Raw genomic sequence first — 18,583 nt, forward strand, 5'->3', positions numbered from 1 at the left:
TTGCCTTTGCGGGTCATAAGCGGCGGTTTCAGAGCAAAGCCGCTATCTCAAGCCGGGCTTTGCGCCTGCTAAAAATTTACGGCCGGTAAAAACCGGCCGTTATCAGTAAGCTTGCGAACGCGATCAGCCTTTCGCCGGGCACTTATAGACCTGCCCGTTCATTTTGCTGTCCAGCGGCGCGAAAGCGGACCACAGATTTTGCGTCGGGCTGGTGGCGCCGTAAATCACATTGCCGCCCATTTCCGCCGCGCGGTTGCGCAGGTCGTTGGCTGCGCCGCGCAGAGAGCTGCCTTCGCCGCCGGAGCCGCTCAGCCAGTTACTTTGTGAACCGGTGACATTTCCCAGAAGCTGACATTCGCTGCCCGGTTGTTGGTCGGTGAAGGTGACACGTTCGCCGCCAGCGCTCAACTGGTGAGAGCTGCTGCATCCAGCCAGCAATAAGGTGCCGACCGCCAGTCCGAGCAAGAGGTTAATCCGCATTGTAATCCCCATTTATTATCATCAGTATCGGGCGGCAGCGTAGCAGAAAAATGTCTCTTTTTTCTGAACATTCATTGCCCTGAACCCGCAAAGCCGAAGTATTGCGCCCTTACTTATACCCTTTCATCTGCAAAAGAAAAACCCCCGACCGTTTCCGATCGGGGGTTTTTCAGATGACGAAAGCGTCAGGGCAATTACATCATGCCGCCCATACCGCCCATGCCACCCATGCCGCCAGCGCCAGCACCTAAATCAGGCGCGTCGCCTTTCGGCAGGTCGGTCACCATGCACTCGGTGGTGATCATCAGACCGGCAACAGAGGCCGCGTACTGCAGAGCAGAACGGGTCACTTTGGTCGGATCCAGAATACCGAAGTCGATCATGTTGCCGTACTCTTCGGTCTGCGCGTTGTAACCGTAGTTGCCGTCGCCGTTTTTCACGTTGTTAGCAACAACAGACGGCTCTTCGCCTGCGTTGGAAACGATCTGACGCAGCGGCGCTTCCATCGCGCGCAGCGCGACTTTGATACCGACGTTCTGATCTTCGTTCTGACCAGTCAGATCAGCAAGCTGTGCCGCTACGCGCACCAGCGCTACGCCGCCGCCAGCTACCACGCCTTCTTCTACCGCAGCACGGGTTGCGTGCAGGGCATCTTCAACGCGCGCTTTCTTCTCTTTCATTTCAACTTCAGTTGCTGCGCCCACTTTCAGAACGGCAACGCCGCCTGCCAGTTTCGCTACGCGCTCCTGCAGTTTCTCTTTGTCGTAGTCAGAGGTCGCTTCTTCGATCTGCTGACGAATCTGCGTCACGCGGCCGGAAATAGCAGACTCCTCGCCCACGCCATCGATGATGGTGGTGGTGTCTTTGTTGATCACGACACGCTTCGCCTGGCCCAGATCTTCCAGCGCCGCTTTTTCCAGCTCCATACCGATCTCTTCAGAGATAACGGTACCGCCGGTCAGAATAGCGATATCCTGCAGCATAGCTTTACGACGGTCGCCGAAGCCCGGCGCTTTCACTGCAGCAACTTTCACGATGCCGCGCATGGTGTTGACCACCAGCGTTGCCAGCGCTTCGCCTTCTACGTCTTCAGCGACGATCAGCAGCGGTTTGCCTGCTTTAGCAACGGCTTCCAGCACCGGCAGCATTTCGCGGATGTTGGAGATTTTTTTGTCAGCCAGCAGGATGAACGGTGATTCCAGCTCTACTGCGCCAGTTTCCGGCTTGTTGATGAAGTACGGAGAGAGGTAGCCGCGATCGAACTGCATACCTTCAACCACGTCCAGCTCGTCCTGCAGACCGGTGCCTTCTTCAACGGTGATTACGCCTTCTTTACCCACTTTTTCCATCGCCTGCGCGATCAGGGTACCGACGCTTTCATCGGAGTTAGCGGAAATGGTGCCGACCTGAGCGATAGCTTTAGAGTCAGAGCAAGGTACAGACAGCGCTTTCAGCTGCTCAACGGCGGCGATAACGGCTTTGTCGATACCGCGCTTCAGATCCATCGGGTTCATGCCTGCAGCTACAGCTTTCAGACCTTCGTTAACGATAGACTGCGCCAGTACGGTCGCGGTGGTGGTGCCGTCGCCCGCTGCGTCGTTAGCTTTAGACGCGACTTCTTTCACCATCTGCGCGCCCATGTTTTCGAACTTGTCTTCCAGCTCGATTTCACGCGCTACGGACACGCCATCTTTAGTGATGGTCGGTGCACCAAAAGATTTATCCAGAACCACGTTACGGCCTTTCGGGCCCAGGGTAACTTTTACTGCATCTGCCAGTACGTTCACGCCGCGCAGCATTTTTACGCGAGCGTCATTACCGAATTTTACGTCTTTAGCTGCCATTTCAATTGTCCCTTAAATTCGTTTCGTTCAGTGAATTTCGCGTAATTACGCTTCAACAATCGCCAGAATGTCGCTTTCAGAGATGATCAGCACTTCTTCGTTGTCGATCTTTTCGGTTTTTGCGCCGTAACCTTCGCTAAAGATCACCAGGTCGCCCACTTTGACGTCCAGCGGCTTCACATCGCCATTTTCCAGGATGCGACCATTGCCCACGGCCAGAACTTCACCACGGGTTGATTTGCCTGCTGCAGAGCCGGTCAGAACGATGCCGCCAGCAGATTTAGCTTCAACTTCTTTACGCTTGACGATAACGCGATCGTGCAACGGACGAATTTTCATTAGATAGCTCTCCTTTGAGAAGTCCAATCATTCATTTTTGGGTTGAACGCCGGGCTGCAGGGCTTCCGGCCTCGTGGTGCAAGAGATAGGGTCGGTCAAAATCGCTTTCAAGGGGCGGCAGGACAATTTTTTTTACCTGGTAATGACAACTGCCTGTTTTTTGCGCAGCAACGACACTTTTAGCACCGCGCATAAAAAAAGCGTGGCCCGCAGGTCACGCTTTTCTTTTGGAAGCCCTTAGCGATCGTGACGATCGTCATGGCCGATACGATCGCTGTCCTTACGTTCATATTCGCCATCAACGGTAAATCCGCTGTCAGGGCCAGCGCCCGGCCCGCGCCAGACGCGCAGGTGCGGCATCAGTTTGAGCGTCAGATGTTTCTGCACCGGCGGCAACAGCAGCAGCAGGCCGAGAAAATCGGTAAAGAAACCGGGCAGCAGCAGCAGGAAACCGGCGATAATCAGCGACACGCTTTTGATCATCTCTTCAGCCGGGCTCTCGTTGCGCGCCAGCTTTTCCTGCATCAGCATAAAGTTTTTCATGCCCTGATTTTTCACCAGCGAAACGCCAATCGCCGAGGTGAAAATCACCAGCAGCATGGTCAGCAACACGCCCAGCGCGTGAGCCACCTGAATAAACAGCGTGATCTCAATCCAGGCGAGCGCAAAAATAATGATTAACGGTAACCAGCGCACCGTATTCTCCTTTTAGTCGGGCTGCTCTGCGTCAGGCAGACAGCGAAAAATGCCCTGTTAAACGGCATAGCCATGAGATGGGCCTGTGGCGCGGCTAATTCAACCGCTGTTTTCAAATATTTACAGTAGGGTTAAATTTGTGCGCGATATCACATATCGTGGTTATTGCGACGATAATTGATGCATGGATACGTATCCACGCTCGCGCTTTAGCCCGGCAGCAGCATATGATCGTGCGCGCCGGTGGCGAGGCGGATACACTGTCCGCTCCGGCTTTCCACGACAAATCAATACATCACCTGTGATGGATGGCGCCAGCGCAAGCGGCCAATAACAAGAAGGTTATCATGGCGAACAACATTCGTATCGAAGAAGACCTGCTAGGCATGCGTGAAGTCCCCGCCGATGCCTACTACGGCGCTCATACTCTGCGTGCGATTGAAAATTTCCGTATCAGCAACAGTAAAATCAGCGACATTCCCGAATTTGTGCGTGGCATGGTGATGGTGAAAAAGGCCGCCGCGCTCGCTAATAAAGAGCTGCAGACCATCCCGCGCAATATCGCCAATACCATTATTCAGGCCTGTGATGAGGTGCTGAACAACGGCAAGTGCATGGATCAGTTTCCGGTCGACGTCTATCAGGGCGGCGCGGGCACCTCGGTCAATATGAACACCAACGAGGTGCTGGCTAATATCGGGCTGGAGCTGATGGGCCATCAGAAAGGCGAATACCAGTTCCTCAACCCGAACGATCACGTTAATAAGTGCCAGTCCACCAACGACGCCTACCCCACCGGTTTCCGCATCGCGGTCTACAGCTCGATCCTGAAGCTGCTGGACGCCATTAAAGAGCTGGGCGAAGGCTTTGAGCGTAAAGCGGCAGAGTTCGAGACCATTCTCAAAATGGGCCGTACGCAGCTGCAGGACGCGGTGCCGATGACGCTGGGCCAGGAGTTTCACGCTTTTCACGTCCTGCTGAACGAAGAGACGCGCAACATTCTGCGCACCGCTGAACTGCTGCTGGAGGTGAACCTCGGCGCTACGGCGATCGGCACGCGTCTGAACACGCCGGACGGCTATCAGCAGCTGGCGGTCCAGCGTCTCGCCGAAGTCAGCAACCTGCCGGTGGTGCCGGCGGAAGATCTGATCGAAGCGACCTCCGACTGCGGCGCCTACGTAATGGTGCACTCCTCGCTGAAGCGCCTGGCGGTGAAGCTGTCGAAGATCTGTAACGACCTGCGCCTGCTCTCTTCTGGTCCACGAGCGGGCCTTAACGAGATTAACCTGCCTGAGCTGCAGGCTGGCTCCTCGATCATGCCCGCGAAGGTCAACCCGGTCGTGCCGGAGGTGGTTAACCAGGTTTGCTTCAAGGTGATCGGCAACGACACCACGTTGACCATGGCGGCGGAAGCGGGTCAGCTACAGCTCAACGTAATGGAGCCGGTGATCGGCCAGGCGCTGTTTGAGTCAATCAGCATTCTGACCAACGCCTGCTACAACCTGCTGGAAAAATGCGTTAACGGCATTACCGCCAACAAAGCGGTGTGCGAAGCCTATGTATTTAACTCTATCGGCATCGTGACCTACCTCAACCCGTATATTGGTCATCACAACGGCGATATCGTCGGCAAGATCTGCGCGGAGACAGGTAAAAGCGTGCGCGAAGTCGTGCTGGAGCGCGGTCTGTTGACCGAAAGCGAGCTGGACGACATTTTCTCGGTGCAGAACCTGATGTACCCGGTTTATAAAGCCCGTCGCTACACTGACGAAAACGAACAGTAACTCTTTCACGTAATTAAGAAGAAAGGCGCGCCGCGATCAACACGGCGCGCCTTTTTATTTGGTACATAACCGGCTCTTTTCACTCTGATGAGGTGACGAATGATCGTCGTTGAATTAGCGATCGTCCTGCTGGCGATCTGGTTGGGCGCGCGTCTGGGCGGGATCGGTATCGGCTTCGCGGGCGGTCTGGGCGTGCTGGCGCTGACGCTGGTCTGTGGGCTGAAGCCGGGCGCAATCCCTTTTGATGTCATTGAAATTATTATGGCGGTGATCGCTGCTATCGCCGCGATGCAGGTCGCGGGCGGCATGGACTATCTCGTCAGCCTGGCGGAGCGGCTGCTGCGCCGCCATCCGCGCTACGTCACCCTGCTGGCGCCGCTGGTAACCTATATGATGACGCTGCTGGCCGGCACCGGCCATACCGCCTTCTCGACGCTGCCGGTTATTGCCGAAGTCGCGAAAGAGCAAGGCGTTCGCCCGTCGCGTCCCCTCTCTATCGCCGTGGTCGCCTCGCAGATCGCCATTACCGCTTCGCCGCTCTCCGCCGCGGTGGTCTTCTTCGCCTCCCTGCTGGAGCCACGCGGCGTCGGCTATATCTCCCTGCTGGCGGTCGCGATCCCCTCGACGATGATCGGCTTGTTTCTCGCGGCGCTGGTGACCAACTTCCTCGGCAAAGAGCTGCATGAAGATGAGGTTTACCAGGCGCGCCTCGCCAAAGGCGAAGTGCGCCTGCGCGGGGCCAGCCGTTATGAAGAGAAGCCGGGCGCAAAACGGTCGGTGCTGCTATTTCTGGTCGGGATCGCCGCCGTGGTGCTCTACGCCACCGCCATCAGCGACGGGGTGGGATTAATTGCCAATCCGCCGCTGCCGCGCAACGAAGCGATAGTGGTGTTTATGCTGACCATCGCAACGCTGATCTCGCTGAGCTGCAAAATCGACACCAGCGCCATCCTCAGCGCCAGCACCTTTAAGTCAGGCATGAGCGCCTGCGTCTGCGTGATGGGCGTCGCCTGGCTCGGCGACACCTTCGTCAAAGCGCATATCGGTGAGATCCAGCAGCTGGCAGGCGGGCTGTTGCATCAGGCACCCTGGCTGCTGGCGGTGGCGCTCTTTTTCGCCTCGATGCTGCTCTATTCGCAGGCGGCGACCGCCAAAGCGCTGATGCCCGCCGCTCTGCTGCTGGGCGTTTCGCCGCATACCGCCGTCGCCTCCTTCGCCGCCGTTTCCGCGCTGTTCGTGCTGCCGACCTATCCGACGCTGCTCGCCGCCGTCGAGATGGACGATACCGGCTCAACGCGGATCGGCAACTATGTTTTCAATCACGCCTTTATCGTACCCGGCGTGCTGGCGATTGCGCTTTCGGTGCTGTTTGGCTTTTTGATTGGCGGTCTGGTGCTGTAGCGCCGTTACAACCTGTAAAGCCTGAAGCGCCGCGAGCGTGCTATCATCCTCGCTTTCCGCAACAGGAGCGACGCAATGAACGCCGTTGTGATTCTTTGTACCGCGCCGGATGAAGCCTGCGCGCGTCGGCTCGCCGCCCAGGCACTGGAAGCGAAGCTTGCCGCCTGCGTTACGCTGCTGCCCGGCGCGACTTCGCTTTACGTCTGGCAAGGCAAACTTGAGCAGGCTAGCGAAGTTCAGCTGCTGTTAAAAAGCGATACGACGCACCAGCAGGCGCTGATGGATCTGCTTAAGCGCGAACATCCTTATGATGTTCCTGAACTGCTGGCGCTACCGGTTCAACATGGAGACAGTGAATACTTGTCATGGCTGCACGCATCTCTTGCCTGATCGCCTTTGTGCTGGCGCTGTTTATCGCGCTGCCGACGCAGGCGTCGATTTTCACCTCTAACGGCAATAGCCGCTTTGTTCCTGTGGATCAGGCGTTTGCCTTCGATTTCAGCCAGCAGGGCAATAAGCTAACCCTCAGCTGGAAGGTCAAAGAGGGTTACTACCTTTACCGACAGCAGATTCATTTCAGCGCGCGCCAGGCGCAGATAGCGCCGATAGAGCTGCCGCCAGGCCAGCCGCATGAGGATGAGTTCTACGGCAAAAGCGAAATCTATCCGCAGGATCTCCGTGTGCCGGTACAGCTACAGCAGGCCGCCAGCGGCGCCAGCCTTGTCGTGACCTATCAGGGCTGCGCGGCGGCAGGCTTCTGCTATCCGCCGGAAACGCGCACCATTCCGCTAACGCCAGTGGCCGCCGATGCGGCGACGCCAGCGGTCAGCGCCTCGCCCGCTCCCGCAACGCCGCTGCCCTTCTCACCGCTCTGGGCGCTGTTGATTGGCATCGGCGTCGCCTTTACCCCCTGCCTACTGCCGATGTATCCCCTGATCGCCGGGATTATCCTCGGCGGCCAGCGCAGCGGCTCTCTGCTGCGGCTGTTTAGCCTGGCGTTAGTCTATGTCCTGGGCATGGCGCTCACCTATACGCTGCTGGGCGTGGTGGTTGCGGCGGCGGGCCTGCGCTTTCAGGCGGCGCTGCAGCATCCCTATGTCCTGATCGGTCTGTCGCTGATTTTCACCCTGCTGGCGCTTTCGATGTTTGGTCTGTTCCAGCTGCAGCTTCCCGCCAGCGTCCAGACGCGTCTGACGCTCTGGAGCAATCGCCAACAGGGCGGTTCGCTGCCCGGCGTCTTCCTTATGGGCGCGCTGGCGGGGCTGATCTGCTCGCCCTGCACCACTGCGCCGCTCAGCGCCATCCTGCTCTATATCGCCCAGAGCGGTAATCTCTGGGCCGGTGCGGGCACGCTGTGGCTCTACGCAATGGGCATGGGCCTGCCGCTGATTGCGGTGACGGTATTTGGCAACCGCCTGCTGCCGAAAAGCGGCCCCTGGATGCAGACGGTCAAGCAGGGCTTTGGCTTCGTTATTCTTGCGCTGCCGGTCTTTTTACTGGAGCGCGTACTGGGCGATCTCTGGGGAGCGCGGCTCTGGAGCGCGCTGGGCGTCGCTGGCTTCGCCTGGGCGTTTTGCAGCAGCCTACGTGGCCACGGCGGCAAATGGCGTATCCTGCAGATGGTGATGCTGGCTGCGGCGTTAATCAGCGCCCGCCCGTTACAGGAGTGGGTCTGGAACGCGCCTGCTGCCTCGCAGACGGCAGCGCAGCTACCCTTTCAGCGCATCGCCTCTGCGCCGCAGCTGGACGAGGCGCTGCGGCAGGCTAACGGCCGCGTTACCATGGTCGATCTCTATGCCGACTGGTGCGTGGCATGCAAGGAGTTTGAAAAATACACCTTTAGCGATCCGGGCGTGCGCGAAGCGCTGAGCCGTTTTCAGCTGTTGCAGACTAACGTAACCGCGAATAACGCCACGGATAACGCCCTGTTGCAGCATCTTCAGGTGCTCGGCCTGCCGACCATTCTGTTTTTTGATGCGCAGGGCCGTGAGATCCCGGATTCTCGCGTGACGGGCTTCCTCAACGCTGAGGATTTCCGCGCGCATTTGCAGAATCGGACGCGCTAAACGACACTGGAGTAACTCCGCCACAGGCGGACTCGTACAGAGAGGAGACGTCACTTGCAGCGTGAACAGATACTCGAGCATACGTTGAACGTGCTCGAAAAAAATGGACTGGCGGCGACGACGTCATTACTACCGCAGCTGTCTGCCAACAGCGAACTGTCGCTGGCGCAGCTAGAGAAATTCTGGCCCGATAGCGATGCCCTGCTCTACGATGCGCTGCGCTATCACGGCCAGCAGATCGACAGCTGGCGGCGCCAGGTTTTACTCAGCGATAAGTTCGACGGCGAGCAGAAGCTGCTGGCGCGCTATCAGGTGCTGAGTGAACAGGTGCAAAAGGGGCGCTATCCTGGCTGCCTGTTTATTGCGGCCTGCAGCTTTTATCCGCAGCCGGACCAGCCGGTGCATCAGATTGCCGAACAGCAGAAACAGGCCTCCTGGCACTTCACCCATAGCATTCTGGTGGAGCTGGGGCTTGATAATCCGACAATGGTGGCGGATCAGCTGGAGCTGATCCTGGAAGGCTGTCTCAGCAAGCTGCTGGTGAAGCGTAATGTACAGGATGTCGCGACAGCCAAACGGCTGGCGGAAGATGTGCTGCGCATCGCGCTGTGCCGCGCCAACGGTGCGCTGGCTTAGGGTTTTGCCGCTTCTGCCTGAAAATCAGGCAATCAGTCACGTTTTCCCGCTTTTTTACCGGAAAGGCGTTGACGCGAAGCGGCCATTACGGTTTAATGCGCCCCGTTGCCCGAATAGCTCAGTCGGTAGAGCAGGGGATTGAAAATCCCCGTGTCCCTGGTTCGATTCCGGGTTCGGGCACCACAAATTTGAAACCCTCGCTTCGGCGGGGGTTTTTGCTTTTGCGCGGAACCCGTCATCGAACAGGTTCGATATCCTCGCCGCATCCCTGCGGCTCGCCCTTGCGGGTTTGCCGCGCGGGCGCGACAAAGCAAAAATGCTCCCGGCATTTTTGTCCGGGTTCGGGCACCACGAATTAAAGAACCCAGCCTTATGGCTGGGTTTTTGCTTTTGTGCGGAACCCGTCATCGAAATATCCTCGCCACATCGTGCGTCAGAATGACTGCGCGCGCCAGAGAGCCGCTAGCACTCAACCCAGACCGCGCCCGCATCCGCTGATTTAACGCACTGCTCGACCCAGCGCACGCCCGCTAAACCTGCATGAACATCCGGATACCAGAAGGTTTGCAGAAAAGCGGCGTCACCGCGATCGCTGGCGGCGAACGCCTGGGCAAAACGGCGATAGAGATTCGACCAGGCCTCAAAAAGGCCTTCAGGATGGCCGCCGCCAATGCGGTCTTCCTCAAGCGCACGCGGCGTCAGGTACGGCATGCCGCGCTCAAGAATACGCACCGGTTCACCCTGCACTTCGTAGCGCAGCTGATTAGGCTGTTCGTCCCACCACTCCAGACTCGCCTTCGCGCCGACAATACGGATCTTCTGGCCATGCATCGAGCCGCAGTTCACCGCCGACGCCCAGAGTGTGCCGACCGCGCCGTTCTCGTACTCCATCATTACAAAGGCGTTATCCTCCAGCGGCGCGCGCGAGGCGATAAAGCTCTGCCGCGAGCAGAGTAGCCGTTTGACTTTCAGCTGCGGCACCATGGTTTCAGCGAGAAACAGCGGATGGGTTGCCAGATCGCCCAGTACATAGCTGGGTCCGACAAATCTGGGATCGACGCGCCAGCGCGTGCTGGGATTTTGTAACTCCACAGCTTCATGATGAAAGCCGTGAGCGAACTGCATATTGACGATGCGGATCTCTCCCAGCATCCCCTGCGCGATCATCTCCCGCGCCTGCTGGATCAGCTGGTGTCCCGCGTAGCCATAGGTCACGCCGATCAGCTTGTTTTTCTCTTTGCATAGCCGCTCCAGCTCGTCCGCCTCCTGCGTGGTAAAGCAGAGCGGCTTTTCGCAGACGACGTGCAGTCCGGCATTGAGCGCGGCGCGGCAGATAGCGAAGTGGGTGTTATTGGGCGTGGCGACAGAGACCGCTTCAATGCCATCCTCGCGTGCCGCTTCCGCGGCGAACAGCGTCTCATAGTCGGGATAGCAGCGCTCGGCCGCAACGCCCAGCGAGGTGCCGAAAGCGCGGCCCCGCTCGGCATCGATATCGAACGCGCCCGCCAGCAGCCTGAAGTTGCCGTCGCGCAGCGCTGCGGAGCGATGAATATAGCCAATCTGGCTGGTGCCACCGCCGCCAACCATGCCCCAGCGCAGGGCGCGATCCACAGCTTTTGTACCGTTAATCATCCTCTGCTCCTTAAAAACCCACGGATTTGAGATAGCTCAGGCTGGCGCTGACGTCGCGCAGGCTGGTGTCGGACTGGCGCGGATCGCGTTCCTGCTCCAGGGTAATCCAGCCCTGATAGCCCTGCTCGGCCAGAAAAGCGCGCACTGCCGGATAGTCGATGGCACCCTGCCCGATGGGGCACATCACCCCTTCAGCACAGGCGCTGAAAAAGTCGAGACCGCGCGCCAGCACATCGCGCCACACCTCATGGTTGACGTCTTTAAAATGGAGATAGTCGATACGATGCCAGTAGCGCCGCAGTGTGGCGATGGGGTCCATGCCCGCATAATAGAGGTGGCCGGTATCGAGGCAGAGCCCCGCGACCTGGTGTGGAATGTCCTGCTCCAGCTGCGCCAGCTCGTCGGCGAACTCAATGCAGCCGCCAGCGTGCGGATGGATCACCGGCCGCACGCCATAGTCCCGCCAGGCAATCTCGCTGATTTCCGTAATATGGCGCATCAGGCGCTGCCACTCCGCCGCGCCGAGCCGCGGGGCGCGCTCAAACTGTCCGGCCAGCCTGGCGCGTTCAGGATTGCCGAAGTCGATTATCACCAGATAGGGCGCGGGCGCGTTGTCGCCGTGTATCTTCTCTGCAGTCGGGATCTGGGACAGGGTTCGGCACAGCTTATGCGTCAGGTCGACCATCGCGGGGAAATTCGCCTCGCTGACCAGATCGTCAAACAGCGTAGCGGCGACGATCGACAAGCCGTGATGGTTCAGGGCGCGGCTGAGTTGCTCAGGGTCGCTGGGCAGATAGCGCCAGGGGCCCAGTTCAATGCTGCGGTAGCCCGCCTGCGCCGCTTCGCGTAGTACGGTCTGCCACGGCGGCAGAAAGGGATTATCAGGGTTATCGACGCCCCAGCTACAGGGCGCATTGGCGATATGAATGGTCACGATCACTCTCCTGGCAGGTAGCTTTGCCGGGAGTATCGAATATTTTTTCCGCAACTAACAACTGTGGAAATTTTATTCTTTGATAGCGGTCATAGTTATTTTTAACATCATCATCACATTAAATTTCCCATTTAAATCATTAACTAACTGATTTATCTCTTTTCGCGATGCCAGCATGCAGGCCGCTGTCGCCACGCTTGCTCCTGCATCGCGCCTTCACATGCATGACAATTTTCATCGCTGGCACCCCGTTCTGACAGCGATCTCCCCCGCCCGGCTGACTCTGAAATTTCGCTGTTGCTATCCCGGCTAAGCGGCGGCAGTTACCGCATCTTGAATAAAAAAGCGCTTATAAATTTGATCCTCTTCGCATAATGAAATATTTATTTCTAAACGTGTTTCATTTGGAAAATACATTTGTTAAAAATCTCCCCGTTCTGCCAGCAGAAGGGTTGATGGGATTCCATCATCAAAGGGTTAGAGAGGGCAGCAGCAGGCTTTCTATAGTGAAAGCCTGGCGGACGAAGCGGTTAGCCGCCGCGCTCCATTAACGTGCTAATAAATCTGGAGATATTATGTTTCCCTCTACCTTACCTGCTCCGCGACTGCCCGATGCGCAACAGATCCCTGCGCTGCGCTGGGGCATTGTCGGCCCCGGCTGGATTGCCGATCACTTTGCCAACGCGCTGTGCCGCCATACCGGCCAGCAGCTCGTTGCTGTTTCATCGCGTAGCCGCGAGAAAGCGCAGGCGTTCGCCGATAAATGGTCCATTCCTCACGCGTGCGGCGGCATCGATGCGCTGCTGGCGCGCGATGATATCGACGCGGTCTATATCGCCACGCCGCATAACCACCATTTTCCCGATGGCCTGCGCGTGTTGCAGGCAGGGAAACATGTACTGATTGAAAAGCCGCTGGCGCTCAACGCGCGTCAGGGCGAAGAGCTGCAGCAGGCGGCGCAGCGGGCGCAGCGGCTCTGCATGGAAGCGATGTGGTGCGACTTCGCGCCGAAATATGACGTTATCCGCCAGCTGCTGGCGGACGGCGCGCTGGGCGAGGTTCACAGCCTCATTGCAGACCACGGCGAATTTTTTACTCCGGATCATCGTATTTTCAATGCCGATCTCGCCGGCGGGCCAATGCTCGATCTCGGCAGCTATCTTGTCGCCTTTAGTATTCTGGTCGGCGGCGCGCCCGAGCGCATTATTGCGCAGGGCGAACCCGCGCCGGGTGGCGTCAACGGCCAGACCGCGATGATCTTTACCCATGCGCAGGGCATGCAGTCGGTGCTGCACACCACGCTGTTCAGCAACACGCCGGGTACGGCGGTGATCGCCGGACGCGACGCCACGCTCTACCTCGACGGCCAGTTCTACGCCCCTGGCAACTTCCGTCTGGTTTCCAGCGACAGGCGTCATACGCTGCACTGGGAAGAACCCGCTAACCGCTACCAGCAGCTCTGCCATGAAATCAACCATTTTGCCTGGTGCGTAGGCCAGGGCCTCACTGATTCGCCGGTTCGCTCGCTGGCGACGTCGCTGTTGACGCTGCGCGCGATGGATGAGGCGCGTCGGCAGATCGGCGTGGTATTTAACGAAGAACGCTAACTTAAGCCTGGAGTAGTTAAGATGAAAATCGCTTTTGATGTGGATGTAATCAGGGATATGGGCATCACCCGCATGGTGCACCAGGTGGCGGAGTGGGGATATAAATATATCGAGCAATCGCCTCATCCGCAGATCAACCCGTTCTATAAGCACCCGAAGGCCAGCCGCGAAATCATGCGCGAATATAAAAACGCGCTGAACGCCACCGGGGTAGAGATCTCCTCGTTTATCGTGGTTTATCGCTGGTCCGGCCCGGATGAGCTGCGTCGTCAGGCGGCGGTGAAAAACTGGAAGCGCATGATCGAAATCGCAGTCGAAATGGGCGTGCAGGTGATCAACACCGAACTCTCCGGCAACCCGAACGAGCCGGAGATTTGCGAAGAGATGTTCTACCGCTCGATGGAAGAGCTGCTGCCGATTTTTGAGCGCGAGAATATTCGCGTCGAAATCCAGTCGCATCCGTGGGATTTCTGCGAGAACAGCAACGAAACCGCCGATATGGTGAAATCGTTCCGCAGCGACAACGTGAAATATGTCTACAGCGTGCCGCACACCTTTTTCTACGACAACGGTAAAGGCGACGTCAGGCCGATGCTGGAGTATGCCGGTGACGATCTTTCCCACGTCCTGATCGCCGATACCATGAACCATACCAAGCACTGCCGCTATATCGTTAACCCGCCGGGCGTGGACGCTACGATCCACCAGCACGTTGGCGTCGGCGAAGGCGAAGTTGACTTTGATACCCTGTTCCAGACGCTGCGCGAGATGGATTTCGCCAACCGCACCTATAAAGTGGGCGGCGAATCCATTATCGCTTCCGCGCTGTTCGGCTATCCGGAGAAGATGAAAGTCCAGGCGGTAGAGACGCGTGAGCTGATTGAACGCGAGCTGCTGAGCCGGTAATCGCTTTACACCAGCCGCTCCACCTGAACGAAACGCCCGCTGGCCAGCGATTCGCAGGCCGCTTCGGCAATCGCCTGCGCCTGAAGACCATCCATCAGGCTAGGCAGATCCGCCACCGTTTCGCCGCCGAGATGGCGCAGAAACGCATCCAGCTGGGCGTAGTAAGTATCGCGCACGCGGCTAAACCAGTCCGGAAACAGGCCGGGCTGAGTGATGCCGCTCTCCTGATAAAGCGTCGCGCCGCGCGTCGCCTGCGGCTCAGACGCCAGCATCCCTTTCGATCCCACCACGCTGATGCGCTCATCGTAGCCGTAAGCGGTGCGCCGCGTGTTGTCGAGCTGCGCCAGCGTGCCGCGCTCAAGCCGCATCATCAGCACCGAGGTATCCACATCGCCCAGTTCGCGCAGCGCAGGCTGCGCCAGCGTCGCGCCCAGCGCACCGACAACCTCTACCTCATCCCCGGTGAGAAAACGCAGCAGATCGAAAAAGTGTATCGCCTGGTCGCGCATCTGACCGCCCGACGCGCGCAGGTACTCTAGCGACGGCATTTCCGACGCGCGACACGCCATCTGGATCAGCTCCGGCATGCCAATCGCGCCCTGCTGAATCTGCTGCTTAAGCTGCTGGTGGCTGCGGTCGAAGCGGCGGTTGAAGCCGACGGTAACCGGCACCTTCAGCGGCGTAATGCTTTCCACTACCGCGCGCGCCTTCGCCAGAGACAGGTCGATGGGCTTTTCGCAATAGACCGCCTTGCCCGCATTCACCGCCTGCGCCAGAAAGTCGGCGTGGGTCGGCGTCGAGCTGGCGATCAGCACCGCGTCGATATCATCGCGGCTGAGCGCCTCGCTGACGCGCCCGGCACGCGCGCCATACCGCTGCGCCAGCGCGTCGGCGCGCGTCTCGTCAAGGTCGCACACCAGCGCCAGATGGGCGCCAGGATGCGCCGCCAGATTCGCAGCGTGAACCTGGCCGATAAAGCCGCTGCCGATCAGGGCAACGCGTTGAGTTACTGGCGACATTTTCGGTTTCCTCTTCACAGTTCAGGATGGTTGGCCTTGTCAAAATAGCCCGTTCTGTCAGGCTGGCTGAACGCAGAAATTGATGGAATTCACTCAGCATGAAGCGAATGACGCTCAGCAACCTGGCGCGCGCCGCAGGCGTTGGCGTGGCGACCGTGGACAGGGTGCTCAACGAACGCGGCGGCGTGTCGCCAGCGATGACGAAAAAGGTACTGGACGCGGCGCGCGCGGCGGGCCTTAACCGCATCCTGCCGGAAGAGCACCGTCACCCGTGGCAAATCGAAGTGATCCTCAGCGGCAACGACTCCTTTTTCTTCCAGCAGCTGGCGCAGGATTTTCAGCAGTTAGCCGACGCGCTCGGCTATCGCCGCCTGCGCCTGCAGCGCACCTTTATCGCCGAGAACGCGCCGGAGAAGCTGGCGGCGCATATTATTGCCAGCAGCCGCAGGATGGATGGGCTGATGGTCTTCGCTCATGAGCATCCTGCGATTTATCAGGCGCTGCGCGACTGCAAAGCGCGCGACGTGCCGGTGATTACGCTGGTTTCCGATCTGCCCGATGCCGAGCGGCTGCTGCATGTAGGTATCAATCAGCTTAAAGCCGGACGCACCGCCGGGCTGATGATGGGCAGCATGTTGGCCCGCGCGGGCGAGGTGCTGATGATCAGCGGCCGCGTCGACTATCGCGCGCATCGCCAGCGCATTGAAGGCTTTCGCGACGTTTTGCAGCAGCGCTTTCCGCATCTGGCGCTGCGCGAAGTGCTGGCCGGACAGGAGGAGCGCGAGCGCATCAGCAAGCTGCTGGAGAAGGCGCTGGTGGAGTCGCCGGCGATTGTCGGCATCTATAACACCGGCCTCGGCAACAGCGAGATTTCGCAGGCGCTGGCGCGCCACCGCCGCGAACGCGACGTGGTTTACATTACGCATGAGCTTTACGCCACCACGCGCCGCCTGTTGCAGCAGCGCATCCTCACCTTAACGCTCGATCAGAACACCCAGCGTCACGCCCAGCTGGCGCTTAACCTGCTTTTGCAGCAGCTGGAAAAAGGCGGAGACTTTTCTACTTATGAGGAGGGCCGCGTCGACTTTATGCTCTATACCCAGGAGAACGTCGATTAGCGAACGCCAGCAGAGTTAAACCGCAATTATCCGCCCTGCTACACTCAGAGACGTCTGACAAACTCTCATCAACAAGGCGAACCCACACTATGTCGGAAAACAGTTATCAGCCCGCAACAGTCTGGAAATGGGATCCGGAAGCCAAAGGCAACGGCGCGAAAACCAACCGTCCCATCGCAGGCGCAACCCATGAAAAAGCGCTGCCGGTCGGCAAACATCCGCTGCAGCTCTACTCGCTCGGCACGCCGAACGGACAGAAAGTAACCATCCTGCTGGAAGAGTTGCTGGCGGTCGGCGTCAGGGAGGCTGAGTATGACGCCTGGCTGATCCGCATCGGCGAAGGCGATCAGTTCGGCAGCGGCTTTGTTGATATCAACCCGAACTCAAAAATTCCGGCGCTCAGCGACCATTCGGTGAACCCGCCGCTGCGCGTGTTTGAGTCCGGCAATATCCTGCTTTACCTGGCGGATAAGTTCGGCCATTTCCTGCCTGAAGACCTGGCTGGCCGTACCGAAGCGCTGAACTGGCTCTTCTGGCTACAGGGCGCAGCGCCCTTCGTCGGCGGCGGTTTCGGCCACTTCTATCACTACGCGCCGGAGAAAATCGAATACGCCATTAACCGCTATACGCTGGAAACCAAGCGCCTGCTCGACGTGCTGGACCGCCGTCTGGCGGAGAGCCGCTTCCTCGGCGGCGACGCTTATACCATTGCCGATATCGCGACCTGGCCGTGGTTCGGCGGGCTGGTGCTGAACAACCAGTATGGCGCGACCGAGTTCCTCGACGCGAAATCTTATAAAAACGTGGTGCGCTGGGCGCAGGAGATTGCGGAACGTCCGGCGGTGATCCGCGGGCGCAAAGTAAACCGCGTAATGGGCGAACCGGCCGATCAGCTGCATGAGCGTCACGACGCATCCGATTTTGATACCAACACCGAAGACAAACGCCAGGCGTAAAGGAGCCAACAATGAGCGCATATGTAATCTTTATTCGCGACAAAATTACCAACCCTGAAGAGTTCGCCATCTACGGCGAAAAGGCGGGCAAAGCGCGCGGCGATCACCCTATTACGCCGCTGGCATTTTATGGTGAGCTGGAGACGCTGGAAGGGCCGGAAGCGGACGGCGTTGTGGTGCTTGAATTCCCGACGGTAGAAGCGGCACACGGCTGGTATGACAGCCCGGAATACCAGGAAGCCAAAGCGCACCGCCTGAAAGGCGCGGAGTATCGCGTGGTGCTGGTGCAGGGCGTCGAGAAGTAAAAAGGGACGCCTGAGGGCGTCCCCTTAAAAGCTGACAGCGTGCCGACGCGGGTTGCATGATCCCGTCGCAAAAAGGCGAAAGTCAGCATTGATGTCAGCGCGTCCCGCGTTATCCATAGCGCGGGACGCTTTGTTTTTGGACACCTGCTCTGCCCGCCATGGCTGCTGTCCCCACGGCGCTTTGCCTCAGTCCAGCTGGATACGCGCCACGCTGTCGGGGCCTTTGCTGCTGTGGTCCTTGTTGAAGCCCTGCTTGACGGTGACATAGAGCGTCTGACCATCCGGCGTGACCAGCAGGCTGTTGGGATGTCCCTCGAACGACCAGCTGTTTTTCACCGCATAGGTGGTGGCGTCAAGCTGCAACACCTTTTTCGATTCGCGCTGGCTGATATAGATCTCGTTGCGTTTCGCGTTGAATTTAATCCCCAGCGCGTCGCCGTCGATACGTTTGATCACCTTGCCCGTACGCTCATCGAACACCAGCGTGGTCTTCGCTTTGGAGTTGTCCGTTACAAACAGACGGCCCGTCGCCGCATCTTCCGCCATATTCAGCAGCAGATACTCTTTGCCGTCGCCTGCGGTCAGGCGCTTCTCGATCTTGTGGCTGCGTGGGTTGATCACCAGGATCTCTCCGCCGCCGTTCGCAGCGTAAATACGATCGGTGACGGGGGAATAGATAATGCCGGTGACCCACTTGCCTGCGTTTTTAATACGGGTTTTCAGCTTCATGGTCTGCGCGTCCACCACCCAGATCACGCCGGGATCGCCCACGCCGCCGATATAGAGCTGCCCGTCATGCAGAAAGATCTCGCGCGCGCCGAACGGGGATCCCTTCTCGTTGCGCTCGCTGAACAGCGTGC

General features: G+C 58.7%; 18 protein-coding genes and 1 tRNA gene. 11 read left to right on the forward strand and 8 right to left on the reverse strand.

Annotation, left to right across the window (positions count from 1 at the left end):
- Positions 1-123 precede the first annotated feature (123 nt).
- From B3797_RS05425 to B3797_RS05440, 4 genes are all read right to left on the reverse strand, one after another.
- Positions 124-480 carry a DUF4156 domain-containing protein gene (locus B3797_RS05425; RefSeq protein ID WP_120455312.1) on the reverse strand — a complete coding sequence of 119 codons (357 nt, stop codon included), beginning with the start codon at positions 478-480 and terminating at the stop codon, positions 124-126.
- Between the two features lie 194 nt (positions 481-674).
- Positions 675-2,324: a chaperonin GroEL gene (gene groL / locus B3797_RS05430; RefSeq protein ID WP_120455310.1), complete on the reverse strand. Its 1,650-nt coding sequence runs from the start codon at positions 2,322-2,324 to the stop codon at positions 675-677.
- Between the two features lie 45 nt (positions 2,325-2,369).
- A complete protein-coding gene (locus B3797_RS05435) occupies positions 2,370-2,663 on the reverse strand; it encodes a co-chaperone GroES (protein WP_021507766.1) in 294 nt (97 codons plus the stop codon).
- A 237-nt stretch (positions 2,664-2,900) separates the two neighbouring features.
- The gene (locus B3797_RS05440) at positions 2,901-3,359 is read right to left on the reverse strand and encodes an FxsA family protein (protein WP_033749241.1); all 459 of its coding nucleotides are present in this window, start codon (positions 3,357-3,359) and stop codon (positions 2,901-2,903) included.
- Positions 3,360-3,706: 347 nt separating this feature from the next.
- Here B3797_RS05440 and aspA point away from each other — a divergent pair, with 347 nt between their 5' ends.
- The 6 genes from aspA (at position 3,707) to B3797_RS05470 (ending at position 9,429) form a co-directional block, all read left to right on the forward strand.
- Complete coding sequence (gene aspA / locus B3797_RS05445) at positions 3,707-5,143, forward strand: aspartate ammonia-lyase (RefSeq protein ID WP_311790585.1); 1,437 nt, start codon at positions 3,707-3,709, stop codon at positions 5,141-5,143.
- 99 nt (positions 5,144-5,242) lie between these two features.
- On the forward strand, positions 5,243-6,544 hold the full coding sequence (locus tag B3797_RS05450) for an anaerobic C4-dicarboxylate transporter (protein WP_311790586.1): 1,302 nt from the start codon (positions 5,243-5,245) through the stop codon (positions 6,542-6,544).
- A gap of 75 nt (positions 6,545-6,619) precedes the next feature.
- Positions 6,620-6,934: a divalent cation tolerance protein CutA gene (gene cutA, locus B3797_RS05455; protein ID WP_120455299.1), complete on the forward strand. Its 315-nt coding sequence runs from the start codon at positions 6,620-6,622 to the stop codon at positions 6,932-6,934.
- Positions 6,910-8,610: a protein-disulfide reductase DsbD gene (locus tag B3797_RS05460; protein ID WP_311790587.1), complete on the forward strand. Its 1,701-nt coding sequence runs from the start codon at positions 6,910-6,912 to the stop codon at positions 8,608-8,610. Before cutA ends, B3797_RS05460 begins: the two co-directional genes overlap by 25 nt.
- A 54-nt stretch (positions 8,611-8,664) precedes the next feature.
- Positions 8,665-9,246, forward strand: a complete 582-nt coding sequence (dicD, locus tag B3797_RS05465) for a division control transcriptional repressor DicD (protein WP_311783265.1) — start codon at positions 8,665-8,667, stop codon at positions 9,244-9,246.
- A 107-nt stretch (positions 9,247-9,353) separates the two neighbouring features.
- A tRNA-Phe gene (locus B3797_RS05470) sits at positions 9,354-9,429 on the forward strand.
- Positions 9,430-9,708: 279 nt separating this feature from the next.
- Here B3797_RS05470 and B3797_RS05475 read toward each other — a convergent pair.
- Both B3797_RS05475 and B3797_RS05480 read right to left on the reverse strand, forming a co-directional pair.
- The gene (locus tag B3797_RS05475) at positions 9,709-10,878 is read right to left on the reverse strand and encodes a Gfo/Idh/MocA family oxidoreductase (protein ID WP_311790588.1); all 1,170 of its coding nucleotides are present in this window, start codon (positions 10,876-10,878) and stop codon (positions 9,709-9,711) included.
- A gap of 10 nt (positions 10,879-10,888) precedes the next feature.
- Positions 10,889-11,812: a TIM barrel protein gene (locus tag B3797_RS05480; protein ID WP_311790589.1), complete on the reverse strand. Its 924-nt coding sequence runs from the start codon at positions 11,810-11,812 to the stop codon at positions 10,889-10,891.
- A gap of 575 nt (positions 11,813-12,387) precedes the next feature.
- Here B3797_RS05480 and B3797_RS05485 point away from each other — a divergent pair.
- Both B3797_RS05485 and B3797_RS05490 read left to right on the forward strand, forming a co-directional pair.
- On the forward strand, positions 12,388-13,419 hold the full coding sequence (locus tag B3797_RS05485; protein ID WP_311790590.1) for a Gfo/Idh/MocA family oxidoreductase: 1,032 nt from the start codon (positions 12,388-12,390) through the stop codon (positions 13,417-13,419).
- 21 nt (positions 13,420-13,440) lie between these two features.
- Positions 13,441-14,325 carry a sugar phosphate isomerase/epimerase family protein gene (locus tag B3797_RS05490; RefSeq protein WP_120455289.1) on the forward strand — a complete coding sequence of 295 codons (885 nt, stop codon included), beginning with the start codon at positions 13,441-13,443 and terminating at the stop codon, positions 14,323-14,325.
- A 5-nt stretch (positions 14,326-14,330) separates the two neighbouring features.
- Here the strand turns inward: B3797_RS05490 and B3797_RS05495 are convergent, their stop codons facing one another.
- Positions 14,331-15,344 carry a Gfo/Idh/MocA family protein gene (locus tag B3797_RS05495; protein WP_311790591.1) on the reverse strand — a complete coding sequence of 338 codons (1,014 nt, stop codon included), beginning with the start codon at positions 15,342-15,344 and terminating at the stop codon, positions 14,331-14,333.
- A gap of 98 nt (positions 15,345-15,442) precedes the next feature.
- On the opposite strand from B3797_RS05495, the gene B3797_RS05500 reads away from it, so the two are divergent.
- From B3797_RS05500 to B3797_RS05510, 3 genes are all read left to right on the forward strand, one after another.
- On the forward strand, positions 15,443-16,462 hold the full coding sequence (locus tag B3797_RS05500; RefSeq protein WP_311790592.1) for a LacI family DNA-binding transcriptional regulator: 1,020 nt from the start codon (positions 15,443-15,445) through the stop codon (positions 16,460-16,462).
- An 89-nt stretch (positions 16,463-16,551) separates the two neighbouring features.
- A complete protein-coding gene (yghU, locus tag B3797_RS05505; RefSeq protein ID WP_311783272.1) occupies positions 16,552-17,418 on the forward strand; it encodes a glutathione-dependent disulfide-bond oxidoreductase in 867 nt (288 codons plus the stop codon).
- Between the two features lie 11 nt (positions 17,419-17,429).
- Positions 17,430-17,723, forward strand: a complete 294-nt coding sequence (locus B3797_RS05510) for a DUF1330 domain-containing protein (protein ID WP_311783273.1) — start codon at positions 17,430-17,432, stop codon at positions 17,721-17,723.
- 186 nt (positions 17,724-17,909) lie between these two features.
- On the opposite strand, the gene B3797_RS05515 is transcribed toward B3797_RS05510, so the two are convergent.
- Positions 17,910-18,583: YncE family protein (locus tag B3797_RS05515; RefSeq protein WP_414693033.1), on the reverse strand; the 674-nt coding region annotated here is incomplete at its 5' end.

This window comes from Pantoea sp. UBA5923, assembly GCF_002431095.1.
GTDB classification, from domain to species: Bacteria; Pseudomonadota; Gammaproteobacteria; order Enterobacterales; family Enterobacteriaceae; genus Pantoea; species Pantoea piersonii.

Coding starts and splice junctions, on each gene's coding strand:
- B3797_RS05425 (WP_120455312.1), bottom strand. CDS start 480: ATGCGGATTAACCTCTTGCTCGGACTGGCGGTCGGCACCTTATTGCTG.
- groL (WP_120455310.1), bottom strand. CDS start 2,324: ATGGCAGCTAAAGACGTAAAATTCGGTAATGACGCTCGCGTAAAAATG.
- B3797_RS05435 (WP_021507766.1), bottom strand. CDS start 2,663: ATGAAAATTCGTCCGTTGCACGATCGCGTTATCGTCAAGCGTAAAGAA.
- aspA (WP_311790585.1), top strand. CDS start 3,707: ATGGCGAACAACATTCGTATCGAAGAAGACCTGCTAGGCATGCGTGAA.
- B3797_RS05450 (WP_311790586.1), top strand. CDS start 5,243: ATGATCGTCGTTGAATTAGCGATCGTCCTGCTGGCGATCTGGTTGGGC.
- cutA (WP_120455299.1), top strand. CDS start 6,620: ATGAACGCCGTTGTGATTCTTTGTACCGCGCCGGATGAAGCCTGCGCG.
- B3797_RS05460 (WP_311790587.1), top strand. CDS start 6,910: ATGGCTGCACGCATCTCTTGCCTGATCGCCTTTGTGCTGGCGCTGTTT.
- B3797_RS05475 (WP_311790588.1), bottom strand. CDS start 10,878: ATGATTAACGGTACAAAAGCTGTGGATCGCGCCCTGCGCTGGGGCATG.
- B3797_RS05485 (WP_311790590.1), top strand. CDS start 12,388: ATGTTTCCCTCTACCTTACCTGCTCCGCGACTGCCCGATGCGCAACAG.
- B3797_RS05490 (WP_120455289.1), top strand. CDS start 13,441: ATGAAAATCGCTTTTGATGTGGATGTAATCAGGGATATGGGCATCACC.
- B3797_RS05495 (WP_311790591.1), bottom strand. CDS start 15,344: ATGTCGCCAGTAACTCAACGCGTTGCCCTGATCGGCAGCGGCTTTATC.
- B3797_RS05500 (WP_311790592.1), top strand. CDS start 15,443: ATGAAGCGAATGACGCTCAGCAACCTGGCGCGCGCCGCAGGCGTTGGC.
- yghU (WP_311783272.1), top strand. CDS start 16,552: ATGTCGGAAAACAGTTATCAGCCCGCAACAGTCTGGAAATGGGATCCG.
- B3797_RS05510 (WP_311783273.1), top strand. CDS start 17,430: ATGAGCGCATATGTAATCTTTATTCGCGACAAAATTACCAACCCTGAA.